Origin of the sequence: Caballeronia sp. NK8, from assembly GCF_018408855.1 — a bacterium.
Lineage (GTDB): Bacteria > Pseudomonadota > Gammaproteobacteria > Burkholderiales > Burkholderiaceae > Caballeronia.
In genome coordinates, this window is the sequence record NZ_AP024322.1 from 1,789,214 (window position 1) to 1,813,089 (window position 23,876).

At 62.9% G+C, this 23,876-nt stretch carries 27 protein-coding genes, 5 tRNA genes and 1 pseudogene; 7 read left to right on the top strand and 26 right to left on the bottom strand.

Features of this window, described 5'->3' with window-relative positions:
* Window positions 1-97: 97 nt before the first annotated feature.
* From scpB to NK8_RS08520, 3 genes and pseudogenes are all read right to left on the bottom strand, one after another.
* Window positions 98-661 (bottom strand): annotated as a pseudogene (scpB, locus tag NK8_RS43660) (SMC-Scp complex subunit ScpB); the annotation flags it as partial.
* A 333-nt stretch (window positions 662-994) separates the two neighbouring features.
* On the bottom strand, window positions 995-2,245 hold the full coding sequence (locus NK8_RS08515; protein ID WP_213226062.1) for a pyridoxal phosphate-dependent aminotransferase: 1,251 nt from the start codon (window positions 2,243-2,245) through the stop codon (window positions 995-997).
* A 73-nt stretch (window positions 2,246-2,318) separates the two neighbouring features.
* Window positions 2,319-3,221: a LysR family transcriptional regulator gene (locus NK8_RS08520; protein ID WP_213228568.1), complete on the bottom strand. Its 903-nt coding sequence runs from the start codon at window positions 3,219-3,221 to the stop codon at window positions 2,319-2,321.
* Between the two features lie 427 nt (window positions 3,222-3,648).
* Here NK8_RS08520 and NK8_RS08525 point away from each other — a divergent pair, with 427 nt between their 5' ends.
* A complete protein-coding gene (locus NK8_RS08525) occupies window positions 3,649-4,050 on the top strand; it encodes a transposase (RefSeq protein WP_008349224.1) in 402 nt (133 codons plus the stop codon).
* An 800-nt stretch (window positions 4,051-4,850) separates the two neighbouring features.
* Here the strand turns inward: NK8_RS08525 and NK8_RS08530 are convergent.
* Window positions 4,851-5,162, bottom strand: a complete 312-nt coding sequence (locus NK8_RS08530) for a hypothetical protein (RefSeq protein ID WP_061179341.1) — start codon at window positions 5,160-5,162, stop codon at window positions 4,851-4,853.
* A gap of 360 nt (window positions 5,163-5,522) precedes the next feature.
* Between NK8_RS08530 and NK8_RS08535 the strand changes: the two genes are divergently transcribed.
* Together NK8_RS08535 and NK8_RS08540 are read left to right on the top strand one after the other, a co-directional pair.
* Entirely contained in the window at window positions 5,523-6,158 is a 636-nt protein-coding gene (locus NK8_RS08535; protein ID WP_225936146.1) for a YdcF family protein, read from the top strand.
* Between the two features lie 252 nt (window positions 6,159-6,410).
* Complete coding sequence (locus NK8_RS08540) at window positions 6,411-6,656, top strand: hypothetical protein (RefSeq protein WP_162065828.1); 246 nt, start codon at window positions 6,411-6,413, stop codon at window positions 6,654-6,656.
* A 104-nt stretch (window positions 6,657-6,760) separates the two neighbouring features.
* Here the strand turns inward: NK8_RS08540 and NK8_RS08545 are convergent, their stop codons facing one another.
* The gene (locus NK8_RS08545; RefSeq protein WP_213226064.1) at window positions 6,761-7,177 is read right to left on the bottom strand and encodes a gamma-glutamylcyclotransferase; all 417 of its coding nucleotides are present in this window, start codon (window positions 7,175-7,177) and stop codon (window positions 6,761-6,763) included.
* Between the two features lie 133 nt (window positions 7,178-7,310).
* On the opposite strand from NK8_RS08545, the gene NK8_RS08550 reads away from it, so the two are divergent.
* Complete coding sequence (locus NK8_RS08550) at window positions 7,311-8,153, top strand: helix-turn-helix domain-containing protein (protein WP_162065830.1); 843 nt, start codon at window positions 7,311-7,313, stop codon at window positions 8,151-8,153.
* Window positions 8,154-8,162: 9 nt separating this feature from the next.
* On the opposite strand, the gene NK8_RS08555 is transcribed toward NK8_RS08550, so the two are convergent.
* The 7 genes from NK8_RS08555 to gltX form a co-directional block, all read right to left on the bottom strand.
* Entirely contained in the window at window positions 8,163-8,627 is a 465-nt protein-coding gene (locus NK8_RS08555; protein ID WP_213226065.1) for a GNAT family N-acetyltransferase, read from the bottom strand.
* A gap of 154 nt (window positions 8,628-8,781) precedes the next feature.
* A tRNA-Asp gene (locus NK8_RS08560) sits at window positions 8,782-8,858 on the bottom strand.
* 69 nt (window positions 8,859-8,927) lie between these two features.
* Window positions 8,928-9,003 (bottom strand) — tRNA-Glu (locus NK8_RS08565).
* 71 nt (window positions 9,004-9,074) lie between these two features.
* Window positions 9,075-9,151, bottom strand: a tRNA-Asp gene (locus NK8_RS08570).
* A gap of 69 nt (window positions 9,152-9,220) precedes the next feature.
* Window positions 9,221-9,296, bottom strand: a tRNA-Glu gene (locus NK8_RS08575).
* Between the two features lie 163 nt (window positions 9,297-9,459).
* Window positions 9,460-9,535, bottom strand: a tRNA-Ala gene (locus tag NK8_RS08580).
* A gap of 150 nt (window positions 9,536-9,685) precedes the next feature.
* Window positions 9,686-11,095, bottom strand: a complete 1,410-nt coding sequence (gene gltX, locus NK8_RS08585; RefSeq protein ID WP_213226066.1) for a glutamate--tRNA ligase — start codon at window positions 11,093-11,095, stop codon at window positions 9,686-9,688.
* A gap of 227 nt (window positions 11,096-11,322) precedes the next feature.
* Between gltX and NK8_RS08590 the strand changes: the two genes are divergently transcribed.
* Window positions 11,323-12,255: a patatin-like phospholipase family protein gene (locus NK8_RS08590; RefSeq protein ID WP_213226067.1), complete on the top strand. Its 933-nt coding sequence runs from the start codon at window positions 11,323-11,325 to the stop codon at window positions 12,253-12,255.
* 152 nt (window positions 12,256-12,407) lie between these two features.
* On the opposite strand, the gene iscX is transcribed toward NK8_RS08590, so the two are convergent.
* From iscX to NK8_RS08645, 11 genes are all read right to left on the bottom strand, one after another.
* The gene (gene iscX / locus NK8_RS08595; protein WP_061169811.1) at window positions 12,408-12,605 is read right to left on the bottom strand and encodes a Fe-S cluster assembly protein IscX; all 198 of its coding nucleotides are present in this window, start codon (window positions 12,603-12,605) and stop codon (window positions 12,408-12,410) included.
* Window positions 12,606-12,619: 14 nt separating this feature from the next.
* On the bottom strand, window positions 12,620-12,961 hold the full coding sequence (gene fdx / locus NK8_RS08600) for an ISC system 2Fe-2S type ferredoxin (protein ID WP_061179332.1): 342 nt from the start codon (window positions 12,959-12,961) through the stop codon (window positions 12,620-12,622).
* Between the two features lie 60 nt (window positions 12,962-13,021).
* Window positions 13,022-14,887 carry a Fe-S protein assembly chaperone HscA gene (gene hscA, locus NK8_RS08605; protein ID WP_213226068.1) on the bottom strand — a complete coding sequence of 622 codons (1,866 nt, stop codon included), beginning with the start codon at window positions 14,885-14,887 and terminating at the stop codon, window positions 13,022-13,024.
* A 35-nt stretch (window positions 14,888-14,922) separates the two neighbouring features.
* Window positions 14,923-15,453 carry a Fe-S protein assembly co-chaperone HscB gene (gene hscB, locus NK8_RS08610; protein WP_162065835.1) on the bottom strand — a complete coding sequence of 177 codons (531 nt, stop codon included), beginning with the start codon at window positions 15,451-15,453 and terminating at the stop codon, window positions 14,923-14,925.
* A gap of 83 nt (window positions 15,454-15,536) precedes the next feature.
* Window positions 15,537-15,860, bottom strand: a complete 324-nt coding sequence (gene iscA / locus NK8_RS08615; protein ID WP_061179369.1) for an iron-sulfur cluster assembly protein IscA — start codon at window positions 15,858-15,860, stop codon at window positions 15,537-15,539.
* Between the two features lie 57 nt (window positions 15,861-15,917).
* Complete coding sequence (iscU, locus tag NK8_RS08620; RefSeq protein ID WP_162065836.1) at window positions 15,918-16,346, bottom strand: Fe-S cluster assembly scaffold IscU; 429 nt, start codon at window positions 16,344-16,346, stop codon at window positions 15,918-15,920.
* A gap of 36 nt (window positions 16,347-16,382) precedes the next feature.
* A complete protein-coding gene (locus NK8_RS08625) occupies window positions 16,383-17,606 on the bottom strand; it encodes an IscS subfamily cysteine desulfurase (RefSeq protein ID WP_162065837.1) in 1,224 nt (407 codons plus the stop codon).
* 83 nt (window positions 17,607-17,689) lie between these two features.
* Complete coding sequence (gene iscR, locus NK8_RS08630) at window positions 17,690-18,214, bottom strand: Fe-S cluster assembly transcriptional regulator IscR (RefSeq protein WP_061179327.1); 525 nt, start codon at window positions 18,212-18,214, stop codon at window positions 17,690-17,692.
* Window positions 18,215-18,355: 141 nt separating this feature from the next.
* On the bottom strand, window positions 18,356-18,838 hold the full coding sequence (locus NK8_RS08635; RefSeq protein WP_162065838.1) for a low molecular weight protein-tyrosine-phosphatase: 483 nt from the start codon (window positions 18,836-18,838) through the stop codon (window positions 18,356-18,358).
* A 103-nt stretch (window positions 18,839-18,941) separates the two neighbouring features.
* The gene (locus NK8_RS08640) at window positions 18,942-20,159 is read right to left on the bottom strand and encodes a patatin-like phospholipase family protein (RefSeq protein ID WP_213226069.1); all 1,218 of its coding nucleotides are present in this window, start codon (window positions 20,157-20,159) and stop codon (window positions 18,942-18,944) included.
* 15 nt (window positions 20,160-20,174) lie between these two features.
* Window positions 20,175-20,969, bottom strand: a complete 795-nt coding sequence (locus NK8_RS08645) for a 3-hydroxybutyrate dehydrogenase (RefSeq protein ID WP_213226070.1) — start codon at window positions 20,967-20,969, stop codon at window positions 20,175-20,177.
* A 289-nt stretch (window positions 20,970-21,258) separates the two neighbouring features.
* Here NK8_RS08645 and NK8_RS08650 point away from each other — a divergent pair, with 289 nt between their 5' ends.
* Window positions 21,259-22,104, top strand: coding sequence for a 23S rRNA (adenine(2030)-N(6))-methyltransferase RlmJ (locus tag NK8_RS08650; protein WP_213226071.1), 846 nt, complete (start codon window positions 21,259-21,261; stop codon window positions 22,102-22,104).
* A gap of 13 nt (window positions 22,105-22,117) precedes the next feature.
* Here NK8_RS08650 and NK8_RS08655 read toward each other — a convergent pair whose 3' ends face one another.
* A complete protein-coding gene (locus NK8_RS08655; RefSeq protein WP_225936147.1) occupies window positions 22,118-22,474 on the bottom strand; it encodes a hypothetical protein in 357 nt (118 codons plus the stop codon).
* Window positions 22,475-22,586: 112 nt separating this feature from the next.
* On the opposite strand from NK8_RS08655, the gene NK8_RS08660 reads away from it, so the two are divergent.
* On the top strand, window positions 22,587-22,985 hold the full coding sequence (locus tag NK8_RS08660) for a DUF305 domain-containing protein (protein ID WP_213226072.1): 399 nt from the start codon (window positions 22,587-22,589) through the stop codon (window positions 22,983-22,985).
* A gap of 113 nt (window positions 22,986-23,098) precedes the next feature.
* On the opposite strand, the gene NK8_RS08665 is transcribed toward NK8_RS08660, so the two are convergent.
* Window positions 23,099-23,245: a DUF3563 family protein gene (locus tag NK8_RS08665; protein WP_008349196.1), complete on the bottom strand. Its 147-nt coding sequence runs from the start codon at window positions 23,243-23,245 to the stop codon at window positions 23,099-23,101.
* 235 nt (window positions 23,246-23,480) lie between these two features.
* Window positions 23,481-23,867, bottom strand: a complete 387-nt coding sequence (gene cueR / locus NK8_RS08670) for a Cu(I)-responsive transcriptional regulator (RefSeq protein WP_162065843.1) — start codon at window positions 23,865-23,867, stop codon at window positions 23,481-23,483.
* Window positions 23,868-23,876 lie beyond the last annotated feature (9 nt).

Here is a 23,876-nt window from a genome sequence, read left to right on the forward strand (position 1 = left end):
CTTCGGCTCGCGCCGGCTCCAGCGGCTCTTCGGCGTTGACCTGCACGGCGGCATCGCGTTCCCCGACGTTCGGCGTTTTCGCGTCGCCGGCGACGCTATCGGGGAAGTCGATCGAATGCTGCGCGAACAGCGACGCCTCGAATTGCGCCGACGGATTGTCCAGCGCCGGCAGTTCGTCGAGCGCGGTCAGGCCGAGGTCGTCGAGGAACTGCTTGGTCGTTGCGTACAGCGCCGGGCGGCCCGGCACGTCGCGATGTCCGATCACCTCGATCCAGCTACGGTCCTCCAGCTGCTTCACGACCTGCGTGTTGACCGTCACGCCGCGAATCTCTTCGATATCGCCCCGCGTCACCGGTTGACGATACGCAATGATCGCCAGTGTTTCGAGTACGGCCCGCGAATACTTGGGCGGCTTCTCCGGATGCAGCCGATCGAGATAGGTCCGCATCGCGGGCTTGCTCTGAAAACGCCAGCCCGAGGCAAGCGCCACCAGTTCCACGCCGCGGCCCGACCAGTCGGCCTTGAGCGCTTCAAGCAACGTGCGAACGGTGTCCGCCGCGATGTCATCGGCGAACAGCTTGCGCAATTCATTCAGCCTCAGCGGTTCCTGCGCGCAAATCAAGGCAGTCTCGAGGACGATCTTCGCCTCTTGGGTATTCATGCAGCTTGGGTCAACCCTGTATGGTCAATGATTCAATTCAAATCGAGCTTGCACGCGGCCGAACGCTACCAAAATGGTGCGAACGATAAAACTGGACGCGGATTTTCAAGACGCGCTCGCCCGATTGTAATCGGTCATATTGATTGGGAGCACGCACCGGGGAGAGGCGGATTCGGGCGACCGGTGAGCGATCGCCGGGCCATCCCAGCCGGACGAGGTGGCGCTTTCCTAGGCGAAAGCGCGTGACTGAGCGCCATATTACGCAAAAACAACCGGGGCGTAAAGGTGAACGCTTCATTGCATTCGAACTCACTTGACGCCGGGGACACTCGCTCACACACCTCGATCGACGCCGCGCGCCGCCAGGAAACGCTGCAACCGCTCGACGCCCGCGTCGAGCCGTGAAGGATCGCACGCATAGCACCAGCGCACGAATCCTTCTCCTTCCGGACCGAACGCGCTACCCGGCGCAAGCCCGAGACCGGCCTCGCGCACGAGCGACTTACACAGCGCAAGACTGCTATGCGCACCCGGCAGCGAGAAGAACAGATACATCGCGCCATCGGGCGCGCGCACGTCGACGCCTTCGACCGCCTGCAAGGCCGTGACCAGATGATCGCGGCTCGCGCGCAGATCGGCGACGAGCGTCTGCGTGAAGCGCTCGCCCTCGTCCACCGCGACGACACCGGCCTGCTGCACGAACGACGGCGCGCACGACGTGTTGTATTCCACCAGTTTGCCGAGATCGTCCATTAACTGCATGGGCGCGACGAGCCAGCCGAGCCGCCAGCCCGTCATGAGCCACGCCTTCGAGAACGAGTTCACCGCGATCACGCGTTCATCGCGCGCGGCGAGATCGAGGAACGACGGCGCCGCCTGGCCGGGCGCGTCATTCCCGTAATACAGACGCTCGTAGACTTCGTCCGCGACGATCCAGATGCCAAGACGCCGGCAATGCTCCAGCACGGTGCGTTGCTGCTCGCGGGTCATCGTCCAGCCGGTCGGATTGTTCGGCGAGTTGATCATCAGCATCCGCGTGCCCGGCGTGAGCGCCGCGAGCAGGCGCTCGAGATCGAGCGTCCAGCCCCGCGCGCCGTAGTCCAGCGCAACGGTGTCCACGCTTGCACCGAGGATCTTCGGAATCTCGACGAGGTTCGGCCACAGCGGCGTCACGGCGACGACGCGATCACCCGCGCCGACCACCAGTTGCGCCGCCAGCATCAACGCATTCACGCCGGCGCTCGTCACGGCGATGTGCGCCGGCGTCGTCGGACCGTGCAGCGCACTCACGTAACGGCTGAGCGATTCGCGCAGCGGCGCGATGCCGAGGTTGTGCGTGTAGAACGTGGCGCCGTCGGCGAGTGCGCGGCTCGCGGCGTCGCGGATGAACTCGGGCGTCACGCGATCCGATTCGCCGAACCAGAACGGCAGTACATCCGCGACGCCGAAACCGGCGTTCGCGACCTCGCGGATCTGCGACGGCCTCAGCGCCCGCACGGCGTCCCGCGCATTGGGCGCACCGGATCCGTGCGCGCCCGCCAGTTGGCTCAATTCGCTGACCACCGCTCCTTCCGATTCGCTCATCGCCTGCCCCGTCGTCTTGTCTTAAAAATAGAGTCTAACGCGCGCGCCGTACGTTTCGGAACGCGCTGCGGCGTCATCCGAGGTCTTCCGCACGCGCGGGCAGCGACGCGATCAGCGACCAGACCGACTCCGCCGCGGGCGACAGCGAACGATCGCGCCGACGCACCAGTTCCACGGTCCGCTCGGCGCGCGGTTCGAGCGGCAGCGCGACCAGCGACGAATCCGCCGGCAAAGGCAGCGCGAGCCAGGGCAGCACGCTCACGCCAACGCCCGCCTCGACGAGCCCGAATACCGTCGCCGAATGGCCGAGCTCCTGCACCACATGCGCCTCGACGCCGTGCTCCTGCATCACGGCGTCGATGATCGGCCGGCTGCCGGATGCGTAGTCGAGCATCACGAGCCGCTCGCCGGCGAGCGCCTCCCACGACGCCGCGGTCTCGCGCCCGAGCCGATGGTCGCGCCGCACGACGAGACAGAAGGAATCGGTCATCACGGGCTCGCCGTGCAGCTCATCCGAGGAAAACGGGCCGATCACCACGCCGAAATCGACTTCGCCAGACTTGACCTTGCGCAGCACGTCGGACTGAACGTCGTCGCGCAGACTCAGATTGATCAGAGGAAACTGCCGCAGGCACGACGCGAGCACACGCGGCATCAGCCGGCATGCAACGGTCGGGCTCGCTGCGACGATCACGCGTCCGCGGCGCTGCTGCCCGAGATCGCGGACTTCGCGCAGCGCTTCGTCGAGATCCGCCAAAAGGCGCGACACGGTGCCAACGAGATTCACGCCGACATCCGTCAACTGGACTTCGCGCGTAGTCCGGTCGATCAGCTTGAGGCCGATTTCCCCTTCCAGTTCGCGGACGCAGCGGCTCACCGCCGATTGCGTCAGACCAATCTCATCGCCCGCGCGGCTGAAGCTGCGTAGTCTCGATACCTCGATGAAGACGCGCAGCTGCCGCAACGTCACGTTCAATGGCGCGTTCATTCAAAATGCTCATTAATAGCCCTGTTTCATGCGGAAGTATAGACCGCCATTGGTCTGATTTCATGCGCGAACGTACGTTTCGCTGCGGTGCAGCAAACTGCGCAAACGCACGTCTGCTGGGCCTATTGCACTTGATTGGTGATTGTCCCGATTTCTTAATCAGTCTGTTTCAGGTCTGATACGGGCCATGCTGACATCGCGTCAGCCTACTGCCATGCGGGTTTCCCGGATTTCACGACATGCATGGCACGGTTCTCGCATTTCATTGCGCACAGAGGTCGGAGTCATTACGCGGTTATATCGAAACATCGTCCGCCGTAACCGCTCCGGCCTTCCCAGGTATTCGTTCATCGGATTCCGACCAGAGTGCGCGGCGCGGGGCAGCGCACCGGGGTTAGCTTCGCTGAGGTGAGATATGGTGCTGTTCGACGATTTGAGAGATAACGAGTGGGCGCTAGTTGAGGCGTTGTTCTGTTCCGAGCCGGCGCGTAGCGAGCGGCGCGGACGGCCGCGCGTCGAGGCGCGAGCCGTGGTCAACGCGGTGTTGTGGGTGCTGTCGACGGGCGAAGGCTGGTCGAAGCTGCCCGGACGCTATCCGTCGCCGCCGACCTGCCGCCGTCGCTTTGACGAGTGGCAAGCGGACGGCACGCTGGCCGAGATCGTGAAGCGCCTTTCCAGCAACGGCCGTGAAGTGTCGTTGCGCGGGCGCATCGGTTCGAGCGCCGCGAAGCCGCCGGCACCGCCGAGCCGCGATCGCCTGCGCGGCGCATTCTGGACCAACCCGGAATCGTGGCGCGCGCCGGCCAAGATGGCCTGAGCGTCTCCATTTCTGCCGGAGCCGGCCCTCGCCGGCTTCGCTGAGAAATTTCATCCGCTCGCGCAGACCACGCCCTGCGCGGGTTTTCCTCTCCGCCGAAATCAGCGCCCCGGGCTATCGTGCCCTTGCGCGCCATGACCGGCTGCGTGGCCGCCGATGTTACCTCGTAACACGGGCAAGCCGCGCGCGGCCCACGGCGAAACAACTCTTTACCATTCCTTACAGCGCTCCGGCGGCTCGAAGCATAGCTTGGTGAGTGATCGAACAAGCCTCACGAAGGCTTCGAGGATTTCCACCATGAAGGCATCGACTCTGCTCGTCCACGGCGCTTTCATCGCCCTCACGAGCACTGCGGCGATGAGCCAGGCACAACCTCCGCCTCCGGCTTCCGATTTCCATGTGAGCACGAAGGCTTCGATGGCCGCGTCGCAGAACGCCGGCCGCAATCGCGACGCTTCGCCTCCCGCTCCGCGTGGCGATCTGCGGGGAGACATCGCGAGTAACGTCCGCGCTCGCCCTGATCCAGAGCGGGAGTCGCGCTCGCAACATCATTGAGCTTGCGTCACGACGTCGAACGATCTTGCGCATGCGCGGAACCACTCCGGCGCGCGCCAGTCACATCCAATGCCATGAACAGCGTGGCAACAGTGAGATCCGGTCTGCCCGTGTCCTTCGCGATACGGGCATTTTTTTGGCCGTGCCACAAACCCAGGCCGTTTGTCAGCCTTTTTCGTTCGACGACAATGTACCCTCGACCCAAACGTCGACTGTCGACCGCGTCCGGACGTGCCAGGCAGTCCCTAGACTCGCGCCTCCAGAACCGCTTCCTGACCACCGAACGTGTAGCGTTCCGCGCGGCGCAAATCCCAGTCGCTGGAGCGCTCGTCGCGGCAAAGCCGGGAAAACTCATGCTTGCCGCGATCGGTGACCACCGCGATGTCGACCGGTGCATGAAATCCCGGCGCGGGCGCCACGGTGCGCTGCCGTGCGAGTTCGAGCAAGCCGAGCGCGCGCAAGAGATCGAATACGTTGGGGCGTTTCGCCCAAGGAACCTGACGATACTGCGCTCGGCGAAGTGCCTCGAGTACAACTTCGTTGGAATACGTGGTCATCTCGTTCTTTCTTCCTGTGCAGCCATGACGACGCTCGTGACGGTCGCACGACGGTCCGCGACGTCGACTAAACGCGGCGCGCCGAATTCCGTCTGCGAAGCCAACTGAATGAATCACAGTCGAATGTTTGGCCGCCGCTTGCGTTAGGTGCTGCTTTCTATTACAAGCCCCCGTTGAGAGCGCGCTGATCACGCGCTTTACTGCGACACCGCCGATGCGTTCCGAAGTACGCGATGACGGAACGAATTGCCCTTAAACCAATACGTTACCCCAATCAAATTGGTTCTATTCACTTTATTGCTGCTTTTTTTTGCATTATTTGCGCTATGGCGACGCCGCCGCGCGCAGATCGCGATTGTCGTGGCGGCGCTTGCGTGGGCCATCGGCGCGGGCTGGCTGGCGACTCCCCTGCTCGACCTCGCCCAACATGGCTATCGTCAGACGGACATGCCGGCATTCGCGCCCAACACGACGATCGTGCTGATGGGCGGCGGCACGGATCGCAGCGGCCCGGAACTCGTCCCGAAGCACAACGCGATACGGCGCATCGCCGCCGTGGCGACGCTGTACCGGCAGTGCCGCCAGACCGGCGCCTCGTGCAAGGTGATCCTGAGCGGCGGCGATCCGCAGCGCCACGGTCAGGCCGAAGCCGATAACTACGCACCTTACGTGCTCGCTGAAGGCATCGCGCCCGGCGATCTCGTGCGCGAGAACCAGAGCCTCAATACCTACGAGAACGCACGCAACGTGGCCGCCATTCTGGGCGCCGCACATGACAACCGTTTGATCGTCGTCACATCGGCGTATCACATGCGGCGCTCAATGCGCGCCTTCGAAGCGTTCGGCTATACGCCCGCGCCCTACGTGTCCGATGTGCGAAGCTACCGTGCCACGTTCTTTCCGCGCATTCGGGGCTTCACGAACAGCGAACTCGCCATGCACGAACTGGTGGGACTGGCGCGCTTCGATGTCTACCGCTGGCTGCATCTTTATTGATCACGAGTCTTCCCGACAAAATGCAATGATAAGCACTCTGAAGTAATCCGCTCGATCCGCTGGCTTCAAATCGACGCACGACACACCGTTGCCCGATTCCGGGCTTATCATTCGGTTTGTCTGATCGTCACGCGCGCAGGATCGGCGCACGACGTCTCGCGCAGCAGCGGGAGCGATTTTTGCTCAGACAAAGCGTCATTCCACTGGATCTGACAGGCAAATTCCGGGTTCAACTACTACTAGGAGGTAACAATGAAGAAAGTGTCCCTGGCTGTTCTGTTGTCCCTCAGCGCGGTCGCATCGGGCGCGTATGCCCAGAGCGATCAGGGCGTGATGATGAGCACCGATCCCGCGAAGATCGCTGACATCGAATCGCGCGCGCAAACCTTGCAGACGCAGCAGGACAACGCGCAAAGCGCCCGCATGCAGGCGCCCGCGCACAAATCGATGCAACACAAGAAATCGCACGGCAAGCCGGCGTCCGGCTCGAGCCAGTAAGTCCGGCCTTCGGTAAGGCGCGGGGCCATTCACGCCGCGTTGGGTCGATGCATCGATCCAACGCGGCGCGGACCTTTATTGATAAGGCCCGCGGCGCTGCGACGTCACGCGCGCGAAGCCCGATGCGCCACCCAGTCGCCGCTCTCGATACGCGGCCGACCCGTCGCGGCAGCCGCCGCAACCGGATAGATCAGGCAATCGATCCGATCCTTTCTGCCCTCGACATCGACTTCCACATGCAGGCGATGCGAACGGAACAGGCCTTCCACCCCCGGATACACCTCCTCGATCTCGTCGAGCACCGGCACGAGCGCGTCGTCGATCCGGTAGACATCGCCGCGAATCGGCGCGCCTGACTCGTCGATCACCAGCCCTGGATACGTTCCGAAGTCGAAAAGCCGCCCGTGAACGTGCGCGGCGCCGAGCCATTCGGGTGTCGCGATGTCGTGCCGCTCGGCGGCGCGGTTGATATCGTTGACTTCGCCCGCGCGCAGCGTGCCGTAGACAAAAACGTATTGCATCGAAACAGGCGCTCCTGACGTCGTAAGGATGAACGACGGCATTATGCGCCGTGCAAAAATCGTGGCACGCCCGCGCACGCGCTTTCGGCTACCATCGGCGCGTGGCTCGAAGCCCATTTCAACCCCAACCAACATGGCTACGTTTGTCGAATCCAGATCGTCGAGCGAGGAAGTCGAGCATCTCGACATTCCCATCGAGCATTCGCCGACCCTCGATCATCCGATTCGCGTGCGATCGCGGCCGGTTGCCTACGGCGTGCGTATCGCGCTGCACACGCATCCGTGGGCGCAGGTCGCCTACACGTCACGCGGCGTGCTGCGCGTCGCGACCGTGGATTCAACCTGGATGGTGCCGCCCTCGCGCGCGATCTGGGTGCCGCCCAATGTCACGCACGAAGTGGTGATCGTCGAGGACGCGTATCTGCGCACGCTCTATGTCGATGCGAGCGTCGTGCCGGCCGGTCTCGGCGCGTGCCGTGTCGTCGAGGTGTCGCCGCTGCTGCGCGAGGTCATTGCCGCGCTCGACGACGAAACCATTTCCCGCCAGCGCGAGCGGCTGCTGGGCACGCTCGCACTCGACGAGATCATCCGCTCGCAGCCGCTGCCGCTTTCCGTGCCGATGCCAAACGAGAAGCGTCTGCGCGCCTTGTGCAACGCCGTACTGGCCGATCCATCGCATTCCGATCTCGAACGATGGTCCTCTGAAGCGGGCGCGAGCACGCGCACCATTGCGCGGCTTTTCAGGCGCGAGCTTGGTGTGAGTTTTTCGCAATGGCGTCAGCAAGCCGTGCTCGCGCGCGCGATTCCGCTGCTGAGCCAGGGCCGCCCACTTGCGCAAGTCGCGCGTGAGCTCGGCTATCAAAGCCAGAGCGCATTTTCCGCGATGTTCCGTCGTGCGTTCGGCGAAAGCCCGCGGGCATTTTTCGCGCGTGACGGCCACGATGATCGCGACACGCGCGATGTCGACGGCGCCTGAGGCACTGCCCTACATACGCCGCACCATATGCCGGATGGCCCCGAGCTGCGCGAGCCGCGATCCGGCCGGCCGATAACCCAGACGGGCGTAGAGTCGCGCCGCCGGATTATCGACGAACACTCTCAACTGGCATTCGGCGAGCCCGCGCGAGCGCGCCCAGCGATGCGCGGTGTTGAGCAGGAACGTCCCCGCACCGCGTCCGCGATAACCCTGCGCGATCTGCACGTCGCGAATATGCAGCGAGTTGTCTTCCTCGGTGACGCGCATCACACCGATCGGCATGCCGTCCGCCTGCAGGATGAAATTCTCGGATTCGCGCCAGCTGGAGAGGAAGAGATCGCCGCGCCACACGAGATTGTGACGCCGGTAATAGCCGACCATGTTGTCGTGCGTGAGCGCTTCGGCGAAGGCGAAGTCGGCCATGGTCGCCTGGCGCAGTTGATAGAGCGAGAGGTCTTCGGTCGGATCGAGCATCGCACGGGCACGAGAACAAGTGCCTAAACACTAAGACAGTGCGCGCGGACTGGCAATGGCCATTATTACGGCCCCGAGGCAGGCCAGTAGCGGAACGGGGAAAACGCGGGCAAAAAAAATCCAGCCGGAAGGCTGGATTTCTCGAACAACGATTTGGCGGAGCGGACGGGACTCGAACCCGCGACCCCCGGCGTGACAGGCCGGTATTCTAACCAACTGAACTACCGCTCCACTTCTTTTCATCGATTCGCAGTGTCATCTGCGAGTCTTGCAGCGCTTTACTGGCAGCCGCCGATGTTCTGGCGTCCCCTAGGGGATTCGAACCCCTGTACTCACCGTGAAAGGGTGATGTCCTAGGCCTCTAGACGAAGGGGACTTCAACTTCTACACACTTTGCGGCGAAAAAAAACCGGCTCTCATTAGCCGGAGTGTTCCTGCTCGCAAGTTTGGCGGAGCGGACGGGACTCGAACCCGCGACCCCCGGCGTGACAGGCCGGTATTCTAACCAACTGAACTACCGCTCCACTTCTCTTCATCGATTCGCAGTGTCACTTGCGAATCTTGCAGCGCTTTACTAGCAGCCGCCGATGTTCTGGCGTCCCCTAGGGGATTCGAACCCCTGTACTCACCGTGAAAGGGTGATGTCCTAGGCCTCTAGACGAAGGGGACAGAAACTTGTGATTCTGTCTTTACCGCTGTTTCGCTGATCTGCTCATTTACTTGCCGCATATCAGCGAAGACCGAAATTCTATACAACTTCATGCTGCTTGTGAAGTATTTTTTGCGACTTCCGTAACTCCGGAGAACCTGCTTCGCTACTTCATCTGTTCTTTGGTGGAGGTAAGCGGGATCGAACCGCTGACCTCTTGCATGCCATGCAAGCGCTCTCCCAGCTGAGCTATACCCCCTTGCAGAACAGAAACGAGATTGTATAGGGCGTTTTTGAAGTTGTAAATACCATCTGATGACTGAAGCGAAATTTATTTGCCTCGCTTCCCGCGATCACGCGCAATGGATGACGCGCCGCGCTTTTCGGCCCGCCATCCTTCCCGGCGCGTTCAGCCTGCCGCCTTTTCCAGACGTTTCAACACGGTTTCGCGGCCGAAAAGCATCAACACGGCATCGATCGACGGCGTGTGCGTCGTGCCCGCGACCAGCAGACGCACCGGCATCGCGAGTTGCGGCATCTTGAGCTTATGCGCGGTGAGCGTGGCTTTCAGCGCGGCCGAAATCGCCTCCTTGGTCCAGTCGATGTCCGCGAGCGCCGCACGCAGCTCGGCGATGGCCGGACGCACCGTGTCGGTGACGTGCTGCGCGAAGGCTTCCGGATTGATGGCAGGTTCGCGATAGAACATCGCAGCGTTATCGGCGATTTCCTTGATCGTCGACGCGCGATCCTTCAGCAGTGCGATCGCCTGATCGAGCGGCGCGCCGCCGTCGATGGCCGCGGCATCGATGCCCGCCTGCAGCAGGAACGGCCTGGTCAGCTCCGCGAGACGCGCATTGTCCGCTTCCTTGATGTAATGCGCGTTCAGCCAGTTGAGCTTGTCGTGATCGTACTGCGCGGGCGACTTGCCGAGATGCTCGAGATCGAACCATTCGACGAACTGTTCGCGCGAGAAAATTTCCGCATCGCCATGCGACCAGCCCAGACGCGCGAGATAGTTCACCACCGCTTCGGGCAGATAGCCGTTGTCGCGATAGCCCGTCACGCTCATCGCGCCGTGGCGCTTGCTCATCTTCTCGCCCTGCTCGTTCAGCACCGTGGGCAGATGCGCGTAGACCGGCGCTTCGCCGCCGAGCGCGCGCAGGATGTTGATCTGACGCGGCGTGTTGTTCACGTGATCGTCGCCGCGAATGACGTGCGTGATCTTCATGTCGAGATCGTCGACGACCACGCAGAAGTTATAGGTCGGCGTGCCGTCGGGACGCGCGATCACGAGATCGTCGAGTTCGTCGTTCGAGATTTCGATGTGGCCTTTCACCGCGTCGTCCCACGCGACCGCGCCCGTCAGCGGATTGCGGAAACGCACGACCGGCGTCACGCCCTCCGGCACCGGCGGCAGCACCTTGCCGGGCTCGGGACGCCACGTGCCGTCGTAGCGCGGCTTTTCGCCCGCGGCGCGCTGGCGCTCGCGCAGCGCGTCGAGTTCTTCCGTCGACATGTAGCAGTGGTACGCAAGGCCTTTCTCCATCATCTGCGCGACGACTTCGCGATACCGGTCCATGCGCTGCATCTGATAGAACGGACCTTCGTCGAAATCGAGCCCGAGCCACGCCATGCCTTCGAGGATCGCATCGACCGATGCGTCGGTGGAACGCTCGAGATCCGTGTCCTCTATGCGCAGCACGAAGGTGCCCTTCATCTTGCGCGCGAACGCCCACGGATAGAGCGCGGAGCGGATGTTGCCGAGATGGATGAAGCCAGTCGGGCTCGGTGCGAAGCGGGTACGGACTTGGGTGGTCATTGCGGTTTGCTCGATGGATGGCGGGCACGGGTTCACGCCGCGTTTGCGCTGCGTTTGCGCTGCGTTTGCGCTTCAGCGCCCGCCCAAAATGAGACGAAATTATACTCGCCACCTGCTTTGCGTCGGTCCGATGGCCTTTTGTTTTATGATGTGCGCGCTTTTCCCGATCTCCCGCAACGCCCGCATGGACGGAGCGCGCGGGACCCGCTGCACCGCTGGAGCACACCTTGAATTCATCGTCACCCCGTCTTTCGCGCCGCGCGTTTTCGCTCGCGGCCGCTTCGTCCGTTCTTGCCGCCTGCACGACCACGAGCGGCGGCGTCCCGGGCGGAACCGCTTCCGTCCCGCCGACGAAGACCGAGCCGCAGCAGCCGTTGCGCATCGGCCTCGCGCTCGGCGGCGGCGCCGCGCGCGGCTTCGCGCACATCGGCGTGATCAAGGCGCTGGAGGCGCGCAACGTGCGCGTCGATCTGGTCGCGGGCACGAGCGCGGGTTCGGTGATCGCGGCGTTGTACGCGTCGGGGATGAACGGCATCGCGATCAACAAGCTCGCGCTGACGATGGACGAAGCCGCCATCAGCGACTGGGCGATGCCCTTTCGCGCGCGCGGCATCCTGCAGGGCGTCGCGCTGCAAAACTACCTGAACAAGACGCTCGACAATCGTCCGATCGAAAAGATGGCGAAACCGCTCGGCATCGTCGCCACGGATCTGAGGAGCGGCCAGCCGATCCTCTTTCAGCGTGGCAACACGGGCATCGCGGTGCGTGCGTCGTGCAGCGTGCCGTCGATTTTCGAGCCGGTGAAGATCGGCGAGCGCGAGTATGTCGACGGCGGGCTCGTGAGTCCGGTGCCGGCGGCATTCGTGCACAAGATGGGCGCCGATTTCGTGATCGCCGTCGATATCTCCGCGCGGCCGGAGAGCGGCCTGACGTCGAGTTCGTTCGACGTGCTGATGCAGACGTTCACCATCATGGGCCAGACGATCAAGGCCTACGAACTCGATAAATACGCGAACGCGGTGATCCGCCCGAACCTCGCCGCGATGAGCAGCAGCGATTTCAGCCAGCGCAACGCGTCGATTCTCGCGGGCGAGGAAGCGGTGGCGAAAATGTGGCCGACGCTGCAGCGTCAACTGGCGGAACGCGGCGCGCGGGTCTGAGCGGCTTTCTCGCCGGAATGCGACGAGGCATCACAAACGCGCGGCCGTGATCGCGAAATTGATTCGCATTGCAAAGTGATGACAACGCGCATAAAACAAAACGGCGGCTTCTTGCGAAGCCGCCGTTGCCGGGCCGACACTAGAACTGAAGATCAATAATCCGCGTCTTCGATCCATGCTGCCTGGATCGCTTCCAGAATCTTCTCGTTGGATTTTTGTGGGTCGTCGTCGAATCCGTCCAGTTCCGTCACCCAGCGATGCAGGTCAGTGAAACGCACATATTGGGGATCGATATCCTGATGCGCGTCGGTGAGTGCCATCGCGATGTCCTGAGTATCCGTCCACTTCATGGGCGAGCCTCCTGTCAGTGATTTTCTTTGGCGTGATTGATGGAGTACCGCGGGATCTCGACCACCAGATCCTCGTCGGCAGGCACCATTGCCTGACATGATAACCGCGATGTCGGTTCGAGACCCCACGCTTTGTCGAGCAGATCGTCCTCGTCTTCCTCGGACGGTTCGAGCGCGTTGAAGCCCTCGCGAATGATGACGTGGCACGTCGTGCACGCGCACGATTTCTCGCAGGCGTGCTCGATCTCGATGCCGTGTTCCAGCAGGTTGTCGCAGATGCTCTTGCCGAGGTCGGCGTCGATTACCGCGCCGTCCGGGCAGAGTTCAACGTGAGGCAGTACAACGATTTGAGGCATGGGACTGATTTTCCGTAAATGCTTGTTTGTTCGCTTGTCTGTTCGATAGCGGCGCGACGATCAGACGTCGTCGAGCTTGCGGCCCGCGAGCGCGCGGCGAATGCTCTTGTTCATGCGGCGCGCGGCGAATTCGTCGGTGGCGGTGGCGAGCGCCTTGGTCGCGTCTTCGATGCTCTCGACCGAATCGCCGTTTGCAAGCGCCGCCAGTGCGGCCACGAGCGTCTGGATTTCAACGCGCTCGTCATCGTCGAGCAGTTCGGCGTCGGCTTCGAGAGCGGCATGCGTCGCTTCGATCAGGCGCTCCGCTTCCACCTGCGCCTCGCGCAACGCGCGCGCGCGCATGTCGACATCCGCGGTCCTGAAACTTTCTTCGAGCATCCGGGCGACCTCGTCGTCGGCGAGGCCGTACGACGGCTTCACCACCACCGACGCCTCCACGCCCGAGGTCTGCTCACGCGCGAACACGGACAACAGACCGTCCGCATCGACCTGATAGGTCACACGAATGCGCGCGGCGCCCGCGGCCATCGGCGGAATGCCGCGCAGCTCGAAACGTGCGAGCGAGCGGCAGTCGGAGACGAGTTCGCGCTCGCCCTGGACGACGTGAATTGCCATCGCCGTCTGGCCGTCCTTGAAGGTCGTGAAATCCTGCGCGCGCGCGGTCGGGATCGTCGAATTGCGCGGGACGATCTTCTCGGTCAGGCCGCCCATGGTTTCGACGCCGAGCGACAGTGGAATCACGTCGAGCAGCAGCCAGTCGTCGCCTTCGCCGCGGCGGTTGCCGGCGAGCAAATCGGCCTGAATCGCGGCGCCGAGCGCGACGACCTGGTCCGGATCGAGATTGATGAGCGGCGGCTGGCCGAAGAACGCCTCGACCGCGCGGCGAATCACCGGCATGCGCGTCGCGCCGCCGACCAGCACGACGCCCTTGATATCGCCGGCTGTCACCTTCGCGTCGCGCAGCGCCTTTTTCGTCGGCGCGAGCGTGCGCGCGACGAGCGCTTCCGTCAGCGCGGCAAATTGCGCTTCGGTCACGGCGACGTCGATTTCGCGGCCGGTCGAAAGTGTCGCCTGCACGCGCGTCTCGGGCGCGTCCGTCAGCGCTTCCTTCGCCGAGCGCACGCGATCGAGCAACAGGCGCACGTCTTCCGGCGTGTCGAGCGCGACGCCCGCCTGCGCCAGCACATGGCGATACAGCACGTGGTCGAAGTCGTCGCCGCCGAGCGCGGAATCGCCGCCCGCTGCCAGCACTTCGAACACGCCCTTCGTCAGTTTGAGAATCGACAGGTCGAAGGTGCCGCCGCCGAGGTCATAGACCGCGTACAGACCTTCCGAGCCGTTGTCCAGACCGTAGGCGATCGCCGCCGCGGTCGGCTCGTTCAGCAGTCGCAGCACGTTGAGGCCCGCGAGCTTCGCCGCGTCCTTGGTCGCCTGGCGCTGGGCTTCGTCGAAATAGGCGGGCACCGTGATCACCGCGCCGACGAGATCCTCGCCGAGCGTGTCTTCCGCGCGATAACGCAGCGTCGCGAGAATTTCCGCCGATACTTCGACCGGGCTCTTCACGCCATCGACGGTGCGGATCTGCACCATGCCGGGCGCGTCGATGAAATCGTACGGCGCATTCTCCGCGCCCTCGACTTCGCTCTTGCCGCGGCCCATGAAGCGTTTGACCGAGACGATCGTGTTGCGCGGGTCGGTGACGGCTTCTTCCTTCGCGGTGCGGCCGATGCGCCGTCCGCCCTTCTCCAGATAGCGCACGACCGACGGCAGCAGCACGTGGCCGTCTTCGTCGGGCAGCGCTTCGGGCACGCTGCTGCGCACGGCCGCGACGAGCGAGTTCGTCGTGCCGAGATCGATGCCGACCGCGACGCGCCGCTGATGCGGCGCCGGCGCCATGCCGGGTTCTGAGATTTGCAGTAAAGCCATCTTTGGTCTTATGGGGTTGGGTCGGCTGTCTCGTCTTACGCGTGTTCGAGCCGTTCGATTTGCGCGCCGATTTCATGCGCCACGCGTTCGATGAACATCAACTGGCGCACTGCCTCGCTCGCGGCCTGATCCGACCGGCTGTCGACGAGCGCCTCGAGTTTCGTGAAGCGCACGCGCTCTTCCTCGCGCAGTTCGTCGAGCAATGCCTCGAGCGCGCCGATATTCTTCGCGCCCGCTGCATCCTCGATATTTTCGCGCCATTCCATCTGCTGCATCAGGAACGCGGGCTCCATCGCGGTGTTGTTCTCCGCGCCGACATCGATGCCGCGCAGCGACAGCATGTAGCGCGCGCGCTTCAACGGATCGCGCAGCGTCTGGTACGCCTCGTTCGCGTGCGTGGCCCACTGCATCGCGATACGCTTCTGGGCGTCGCCGGCAGCGGCGAAGCGGTCGGGATGCACTTGCGCCTGCACGGTGCGATAGGCGTCGTCGAGCTTCTGCTGGTCGACGGCGAAGGTCTGCGGCAGATCGAAGAGATCGAAGTGACTGTCGGTGAGCGAGGCCATGCTAGGTCTATGGATTCAGTGTGCGCTAATGAAAAAGGCGGCACGCGCCGCCTCTTTTGCCGATACCGCCGGCGTCCTCCGCGTCAGATGCGGAACGATTCGCCGCAGCCGCACTCGTCCTTCGCGTTCGGATTGTTGAACTTGAAGCCTTCGTTCAGGCCTTCGCGGGCAAAGTCCAGCTCGGTGCCGTCGAGATACGGCAGACTCTTCGGATCGATGATGATCTTCACGCCCGCCGTCTCGAACACGGTGTCTTCCGGCGCGAGTTCATCGACATATTCGAGCTTGTACGCCAGACCCGAACAGCCCGTCGTGCGCACGCCCAGCCGCAGGCCGACGCCCTTGCCGCGCCGCGTCAGATACTTCTGCACGTGTTGTGCCGCTTTATCCGTCAACGTGATTGCCATAGTCTTCGCTTCTCTCTTCGAGGCGCCACGCACACGCGTCGCGCCCGCTTTCGTCACTCAAGCCGCGTGCTGTTTCGCTTCCGACGCCTGTGCTTCCGGCGCTGCAACGCCATGACGCTGCTTGTAGTCGGCGACCGCCGCCTTGATCGCGTCTTCCGCGAGGATCGAGCAGTGGATCTTCACCGGCGGCAGCGCCAGTTCCTCGGCGATCTGCGTGTTCTTGATGGTGAGCGCCTGATCGAGCGTCTTGCCCTTCACCCACTCGGTGACGAGCGAACTCGATGCGATCGCGGAACCGCAGCCGTAGGTCTTGAACTTTGCGTCCTCGATCACGCCATCCGCGCCCACGCGGATCTGCAGTTTCATCACGTCGCCGCAAGCCGGCGCGCCGACCATGCCGGTGCCGATGGTGTCGTCGTCCTTCGCGAAGGAGCCAACGTTACGCGGGTTTTCGTAGTGGTCCAGAACCTTGTCGCTATAAGCCATGATTCAAACTCTCCTTTATTCGGTAACGCGTGTCGCTCAGTGCGCGGCCCACTGGATGGACGAGATGTCGATGCCGTCCTTGTGCATTTCCCAGAGCGGCGACAGATCGCGCAGTTTCGCGATCTTGGTCTTCAGCAGGTTGATCACGTAGTCGACGTCCTGCTCGGTGGTGAAACGGCCGACCGTGAAGCGGATCGAGCTGTGCGCGAGTTCGTCGTTACGGCCGAGCGCGCGCAGCACATACGAAGGCTCCAGCGACGCCGACGTGCACGCCGAACCCGACGAGACCGCGACATCCTTCACCGCCATGATCAGCGATTCGCCTTCGACGAAATTGAAGCTGATGTTGAGGTTGTGCGGCACACGCTGTTCCATGTCGCCGTTCACGTACACCTCTTCCATGTCCTGCAGTCCCTTCAGCAGACGGTCGCGCAACATCCGGATGCGCTCGTTCTCCGTCGCCATTTCTTCACGCGCGATGCGAAACGCCTCGCCCATGCCGACGATCTGATGCGTCGCGAGCGTGCCCGAACGCATGCCGCGCTCGTGACCGCCGCCATGCATCTGCGCCTCGATGCGAACGCGCGGCTTGCGGCGCACGTACAGCGCGCCGATGCCCTTCGGGCCATAGGTCTTGTGCGCCGAGAACGACATCAGGTCGACCTTCAGCTTTTGCAGGTCGATCTGGATCTTGCCGGTGGCCTGCGCCGCATCGACGTGGAAAATGATGCCCTTTTCACGCGTGATCTCGCCGATTGCCTCGATGTCCTGGATCACGCCGATTTCGTTGTTCACGCTCATGACCGACACGAGGATCGTGTCCGGGCGGATCGCCGCCTTGAGCTTGTCGAGATCGATGAGACCGTCGTCCTTCACGTCGAGATACGTGACTTCGTAGCCTTCGCGCTCCAGCTCACGGGTGGTGTCGAGCACGGCCTTGTGCTCCGTCTTCACCGTGATGAGGTGCTTGCCCTTGCTTTTATAGAAGTGCGCGGCGCCCTTGATGGCCAGATTGTCCGATTCCGTTGCACCCGACGTCCAGATGATCTCGCGCGGATCGCAATTGACGAGCGCCGCGACGTTCTCGCGCGCTTCCTCGACCGCACGCTCCGCATCCCAGCCGTATTGATGGCTGCGCGAGGCCGGATTGCCGAACTGCTCGCGAAGATACGGGATCATCTTGTCCACCACGCGCGGATCGACGGGCGTCGTCGCGCTGTAGTCCATGTAAATGGGCAGGTGGGGAATATCGTTGTTCATCAGTCGCTCCGGGAAAATCGGTCAAAGCTCTTGGCTGGGACGCTCTTTCTATGCGCGCGGCTCTTGCCGGCGCGGCGTTTGTGTCATCCGGCCAGGTTGAAAATGGAATTCGGACCCTTCGGCACGACGCGCGCGGCCTCGACGGCCGATTCGGCGCGGCGGTCGCGCAGGACCGTCGCCGAGCCTTCGCGTGCGCGCTGCTGGTCGACCAGATCCTTCAACGAGACGGAATCGAGATACTCGACCATCTTCTGGTTGAGCGTCGCCCAGAGCTCGTGGGTCATGCAGTGGCCATCGTGCTGCTTGGTACCTTCGCAGGTGCCCTTGCCGCCGCATTGCGTGGCGTCGATCGGCTCGTCGACCGCGATGATGATGTCCGCCACCGTGACGTTTTCCGCGCGGCGCGCGAGGTTGTACCCGCCGCCCGGTCCGCGGACCGATTCGACGATCTCATGCCGCCGCAGCTTGCCGAAGAGCTGTTCGAGATAGGAAAGCGAGATGCGCTGGCGCTGACTGATGCCTGCCAGCGTCACCGGGCCCTGCTCCTGGCGCAACGCCAGGTCGATCATCGCCGTGACGGCGAAACGGCCTTTCGTGGTGAGTCTCATAATTGGGGGCTACCGCTAATACTCGATGATTTTCGTCAAGTATAAATATCCCACAGTTTTAGTCAAGTATCCCGGGCGAGATAAGTAGCTTTTTAATTGAGTTTTTTTGCGATCGCACGGCTGGCGCGCGAAGGCTTGCCGTCAGGCCGTCAATTGGGCGCGCAAGGCTTTCAGCAGGCCCTCGCACGCGTCTTCGCACTGATCGAGCACTTTTTCAAAGCCTTCTGCGCCGCCGAAATAGGGGTCGACCACGACGCGGCTGTCGTCGCGCGTGGCGAATTCCATCAGCAGACGAATCTTGTCGCGATGCTCGGGCGGACAAACCGCCGTCAACGCGGCTGCGTTGGCGTCGTCCATGACGATGAACAGATCGAAGCGCGTGAAATCGGCGGCGGCGACCTGACGCCCGCGCAGCGTCGACAGATCGTAGCCGCGATTCTTCGCCGCCTTCTGGGCGCGCTCGTCTGGCGGCTCGCCGATATGCCAGTCGCCCGTGCCCGCCGAATCGATGACGATCCGGTCAGCCAGATTCGCGCGCTCGACGAGCTCGCGCATCACCGCTTCCGCGCTGGGCGAGCGGCAGATGTTGCCGAGACAGACGAAGCAGACCGCGATCGAGTTCATCTAAAGCCGGGAGGAGTCGTGAAGCCCGGCGGCGTCAGTCAGAGACAGCCGCCGGAATGCGTCCCGGATTATACAAAAGGGCACACTTTCCCGCCCGATCGGCTCACTCGCCGCGATGGATGTCGTGAGTGGCGAAGCGCGATTCGCCGTTGGGCATGTCGAGCCAGTCGCGATGCGCAAGCGTGCGGCGGATATCGGTGAGACCGCTTTCCCAGTGCTCGCGCATCGTCGAGAAACCGAACTGGTAATCCTTGTAGTGGCCTTCGTATTCCTTGTGGCGGTAGATCAGGTGAATGATGTTGTAGCGCTTCGAACACGCGAGTTCGGCAGCGAGACGGCACCATTCGTCGCTCTTGCGAGTCTCTTCGGGCACGAGGTCGAGCACGTGCTGCAACACGTTCCGGTAGCGCTGCGAGCGCTGCATCTGATCCGTGACGAGACGCGTGCGGCTCGAATACTGCACGTCCTTCATGCGCCCCATCACGTCGACGATGCTGTCCGGCACCGGCCCGCGCGCGCTCCACAGATCGACCTGAAAGGCGAGCGTGTCGCGGCGCGGCGTCGCCTGCGCGATCTCGTAGAGCGGCGTGTTCGACATGAGGCCGCCGTCCCAATAAAACTGACCGTCGATCTCGACCGCGGCGAAGCCCGGCGGCAGCGCGCCCGAAGCGATGAAATGCTCCGCGCGCAGCTTGATCTGCGCGTTGTCGAAATAGGCGAAATTGCCGGTCGCGACGTTCACCGCGCCGACCGACACGCGCGTCTCGCCGGAATTGATGCGGTCGAAATCGCAGAGACGTTCGAGCGTGGCCTTGAGCGGCGTCGTGTCGTAGTAGCTCGCGGTTTGCGGCGAACTCGATGCAATCGGCGACGGAGTCGGAAAGCGGGGCACGAAAAAGCCCTTCTGCCCTTCGACGAGCGCACCGAACGCCTGCATCGCGGTGAAAGCCTTGCGGACCTCATCGGAGGAATCGAACAGCGCGCGCTCGACGAAAGCCGGCAACGGGAACCCGAATGCGGGCTGGCAGATCGTCTCCCAGAACTCCACGAGACGCGTCACACGATGCTCCGGCGCGTTGCCCGCGATGATCGCCGTGTTGAGCGCGCCGATCGAGATGCCGGCGATCCAGTTCGGGTGAATGCCCGCTTCGTGCAGCCCCTGATAGACGCCTGCCTGATAAGCGCCGAGCGCGCCGCCGCCCTGCAGCATCAGCGCGATCGTTTCGTAAGGCGGCAACTGGATGCCAGATTGCGTGCGCGCCTCGTTCTGGTTCCGCGCGCTTCCCCGTCGTACTGCTTGTTCGTTTTCGATTTCCGACATCCCGCGTGTTCTCCCCTATTGCATGAACCAGCCGTGACTCACGACGAACGATTGTCCCGTCAGCGCCGCGGTCTCGAACGCGGAAAGGAACAGCACGGTCTGCGCGACATCGTCGACGGTCGTGAACACGCCGTCCACCGTGCCGCCGAGCATCACGCGCCTGACGACTTCCTCTTCGCTGATCTTCAGTTCCTTTGCCTGTTCGGGAATCTGCTTGTCGACGAGCGGCGTGCGTACGAAACCGGGGCAAACGACGTGCGAGCGCACGTTGTGCGCGGCGCCTTCCTTCGCGAGCACGCGCGCGAGGCCGAGCAAGCCGTGCTTCGCGGTCACGTACGCTGACTTGAGCGGCGAGGCCTCGTGCGAATGCACCGAACCCATGTAGATCACGACGCCGCCGCGATCGTCCTTGTACATGTGCTTCAACGCGGCTTTGGTGGTGAGGAACGCGCCATCGACGTGGATGGCCATCATCTTCTTCCAGTCGGCATACGCATAGTTTTCGATCGGGTTGACGATCTGGATGCCCGCGTTCGACACGAGGATATCCACCGCGCCGAGTTCCGACGCGACGCGATCGATGCCCTGATTGACGGCGTCTTCGTTGGTCACGTCCATGGCGATGCCAATCGCCTTGCCGCCCTTGCCGCGAATTTCCTCGGCGACGGCGTCCGCGCCCGCCTGATTCAGATCGGCGATGGCGACCGCCGCGCCCGCGCCCGCGAGCGTAAATGCGATCGCGCGGCCGATGCCGCTCGCCGCGCCCGTTACGACCGCGGTCTTGCCGTCGAGCTTACCGTTTGATGACATGCGACACTCCTGTTCAGTGGAAGACATCGGGTGTATGACACCATTCATCGGCGCGGCCATCCAGCTGGCCGTTCGGTATAGGACACTTCTCGCCGCGCATCGGAATGCCTAGGCCTTTCGGCCGGCTATTCGCGCATGCCCGGCAGAGGTTATTGTGCATGAAGGACGTGGCGCGCTGCAGCGAAGCTGGCGTCACGAATAGTGCGACGGACGGCGTGGGCTAGAATGGGCGCCCTTTCGCCGCCGCTTTTCCATCCCGTTTTTTCACGCCCCGTGCGGGCCTCTCGTCATGCTCAGTTATCGTCACGCCTTTCATGCGGGCAATCACGCCGATGTGCTGAAACACGCGATCGTCATCCAGATGCTTCGCCATCTCGGCCTGAAGGACAAATCGTATTGGTATATCGATACGCACGCCGGCGCCGGTGTCTACTCGCTCACCGAAGGCTTCGCGACGAAGAACGCGGAGTTTCAGACCGGCATCGGCAAGCTTTGGGATCGCGGCGATCTGCCGCCGCTCCTCGTGGACTACGTCGATGAAGTGAAGGCGTTGAATCCCGAGGGCGACCTGCGCTTTTATCCCGGCTCGCCGTACCTCGCCTGGCGCGCCATGCGCGAGCAGGATCGCATGCGGCTTTTCGAGCTGCACAGCACGGAAATCGACGTGCTGCGCCACAATTTCCGCGATGCCGGCCGGCGCGCGATGATCTACGAAGGCGACGGCTTCGACGGCATCAAGGCGCTCCTGCCGCCACCGTCGCGCCGGGCGCTCGTGCTGATCGATCCGTCGTATGAGGACAAGCGCGACTATGCGCGCACGCTCACGTGTCTCGAGGAAAGCCTCAAGCGTTTCGCAACGGGAACCTACGCCGTCTGGTATCCGATCGTCACGCGCATGGAGTCGCAGCGTTTCGCCGACCAGTTGAAAGCGATTCAGCCGAACGGCTGGCTGCACGCGGCCCTGACGGTGAGAAAACCGCCGACGGATGGCTTCGGCCTGTTCGGTAGCGGCATGTTCGTGTTCAATCCGCCGTACACGCTGGCGAAGGAACTGAAGACGTCACTGCCCTTTCTCGTCGACGCGCTCGGCGAAGACGGCGATGCGTCCTTCAAGCTGGAGCATCGCGCGGACTGAGTCCGGCCGACGCTCAGGGGTAAGGCGCGCGCGGGTTCCTCGGCCGCACTCCGTGGCCCGGCTGCACGGGAACGCTGCTCTGTCCGCTCGAATACTCGACGTACGGCGACACCACGATCGGCTGGTCCGGCTGCTGCGGGAGGCCGGGCAAGGTTGCCATTGGCACCATGCCGGGGCCGCCGAGCGGACCGCTCTGAAGCACCGTTCCGCCGCTCACGCCGCTGTGGATGCCGGTCTGCGTATCGAGCACGAGGGGCTCGCCGCCTGGCTTGGCGATTGTCACGTGTGATGCGCACAGAGTCAGCGCAAGCGTGATCGCAAAGCGCATGCGGCGGCGGATAGTCGTCGTGTGATAGATGTGGCCTCGCATCGCTCGCTCTTTTATGTAGACGAAACTGCTTTACCTTACCCCGGTGGCAAGCTTTAGGCTAGGCGTTCCGATCTGGAAGCATGTTGGCAACCGCCCTTTCACAGGAGATTCGATGAAATCAACAAGAATCGCGCTGGCGATCTTCACCGCCCTCTGCAGTGCAACCGCAATCGCGCAGACCGCCGCGCCCGCGAGTGACGCAATGCCCGGCATGAACATGGAGCAGCACGCGCCCAAGCCCACGGACGTCTCGTCCACCGCCGCGTTCCAGGCTGCCGATCAGAAAATGATGTCGGGAATGTCGAGCATCGAATACACGGGCGACGCTGATCGGGACTTCGTCGCGCACATGATTCCGCATCATCAGGGCGCGGTTGAAATGGCGAAGGTCGAATTGAAGTACGGCAAGGACGCGAAGCTGCGCAAACTGGCGAAGGATGTCATCGCCGCGCAGGAAAAGGAGATCGCGTTCATGAAGCAATGGCTGGAACAGCATCCGCCCAAGCATTGACGGCGGACGTCCGGCCCGGCGACGCGCGTGCCGCGCCCCAAAGAAAAAGCCCCGCAATGCGGGGCTTTTTCAACTTTCACGTGCGGCGATTTTTTGCGCCACGAACGAAACGCTTACGCGTTGTAGCCGTTCGTTTCGAGCGAGCGAATGCGCTGTTCGAGCTGGACGATGTCCGTCGATTGCGCAAGGTACGCTTCGCGGCGACGCTGCTCGGCAGCTTCAAACCAAATGCTCAGTTTTTCGATCAGGAATGCAAACATGATGTTCTCCAAGGTCTCTAGACGATCCCTGGCAGTTCGGGTCAGGGATTACCCGCATCAGGGAATACCCGGATTATAGAGGAAAACCCTGACGGAACGCTAGTGAAATGCTTGAATACTGTGCATACGGATTCGGAATGGTGCGGGCAAAATCCTTGCTTAAACTGCTGTTTTTTCAGACGATTAGTTGATTTGCCCGCATAGTCGCGTATACACTAGCACCACAATAGTGCATTTACTGCGCAAGCTTGTCTAGGATCGGGCAATCCGGTCGGGCGTCGCCATGACAGTGATTCGCAAGATGCGACAGCGTGTCGCGCATCTCCGTCAGTTCGGCAATTCGCCGGTCCAGCTCCGCGACGTGTTCCAGTGCGATCGACTTCACTTCGGCGCTTGCACGCGACCGGTCCTGCCATAAGGCCAGGAGTTTTCGAATGTCCTCGACGAGAAAGCCCAACCGGCGCGCCTGCCGCACGAAACGCAGCGCGTGGACCTCCTGGTGGCCGTACACGCGATATCCCGATGATGTCCGTCCGACAGGGTTGAGCAATCCGACGCTTTCGTAATAGCGGATCATCTTTGCCGTCACGCCCGACGCGCGGGCCGCTTCGCCGATATTCATGCCTGTTCC

Coding starts and splice junctions, on each gene's coding strand:
- fdx (WP_061179332.1), bottom strand. CDS start 12,961: ATGCCTCAAATCGTTGTACTGCCTCACGTTGAACTCTGCCCGGACGGC.
- NK8_RS08645 (WP_213226070.1), bottom strand. CDS start 20,969: ATGTCATCAAACGGTAAGCTCGACGGCAAGACCGCGGTCGTAACGGGC.
- NK8_RS08625 (WP_162065837.1), bottom strand. CDS start 17,606: ATGAACAACGATATTCCCCACCTGCCCATTTACATGGACTACAGCGCG.
- cueR (WP_162065843.1), bottom strand. CDS start 23,867: ATGAATATCGGCGAAGCGGCCCGCGCGTCGGGCGTGACGGCAAAGATG.
- NK8_RS08640 (WP_213226069.1), bottom strand. CDS start 20,159: ATGTCGGAAATCGAAAACGAACAAGCAGTACGACGGGGAAGCGCGCGG.
- hscA (WP_213226068.1), bottom strand. CDS start 14,887: ATGGCTTTACTGCAAATCTCAGAACCCGGCATGGCGCCGGCGCCGCAT.
- NK8_RS08555 (WP_213226065.1), bottom strand. CDS start 8,627: ATGCTCGATCCGACCGAAGACCTCTCGCTCTATCAACTGCGCCAGGCG.
- NK8_RS08530 (WP_061179341.1), bottom strand. CDS start 5,162: ATGACCACGTATTCCAACGAAGTTGTACTCGAGGCACTTCGCCGAGCG.
- NK8_RS08540 (WP_162065828.1), top strand. CDS start 6,411: ATGAAGAAAGTGTCCCTGGCTGTTCTGTTGTCCCTCAGCGCGGTCGCA.
- NK8_RS08525 (WP_008349224.1), top strand. CDS start 3,649: ATGGTGCTGTTCGACGATTTGAGAGATAACGAGTGGGCGCTAGTTGAG.
- NK8_RS08545 (WP_213226064.1), bottom strand. CDS start 7,177: ATGCAATACGTTTTTGTCTACGGCACGCTGCGCGCGGGCGAAGTCAAC.
- NK8_RS08515 (WP_213226062.1), bottom strand. CDS start 2,245: ATGAGCGAATCGGAAGGAGCGGTGGTCAGCGAATTGAGCCAACTGGCG.
- NK8_RS08635 (WP_162065838.1), bottom strand. CDS start 18,838: ATGAACTCGATCGCGGTCTGCTTCGTCTGTCTCGGCAACATCTGCCGC.
- NK8_RS08660 (WP_213226072.1), top strand. CDS start 22,587: ATGAAATCAACAAGAATCGCGCTGGCGATCTTCACCGCCCTCTGCAGT.
- iscX (WP_061169811.1), bottom strand. CDS start 12,605: ATGAAGTGGACGGATACTCAGGACATCGCGATGGCACTCACCGACGCG.
- iscU (WP_162065836.1), bottom strand. CDS start 16,346: ATGGCTTATAGCGACAAGGTTCTGGACCACTACGAAAACCCGCGTAAC.
- NK8_RS08665 (WP_008349196.1), bottom strand. CDS start 23,245: ATGTTTGCATTCCTGATCGAAAAACTGAGCATTTGGTTTGAAGCTGCC.
- NK8_RS08550 (WP_162065830.1), top strand. CDS start 7,311: ATGGCTACGTTTGTCGAATCCAGATCGTCGAGCGAGGAAGTCGAGCAT.
- hscB (WP_162065835.1), bottom strand. CDS start 15,453: ATGGCCTCGCTCACCGACAGTCACTTCGATCTCTTCGATCTGCCGCAG.
- NK8_RS08655 (WP_225936147.1), bottom strand. CDS start 22,474: ATGCGAGGCCACATCTATCACACGACGACTATCCGCCGCCGCATGCGC.
- iscR (WP_061179327.1), bottom strand. CDS start 18,214: ATGAGACTCACCACGAAAGGCCGTTTCGCCGTCACGGCGATGATCGAC.
- NK8_RS08650 (WP_213226071.1), top strand. CDS start 21,259: ATGCTCAGTTATCGTCACGCCTTTCATGCGGGCAATCACGCCGATGTG.
- iscA (WP_061179369.1), bottom strand. CDS start 15,860: ATGGCAATCACGTTGACGGATAAAGCGGCACAACACGTGCAGAAGTAT.
- gltX (WP_213226066.1), bottom strand. CDS start 11,095: ATGACCACCCAAGTCCGTACCCGCTTCGCACCGAGCCCGACTGGCTTC.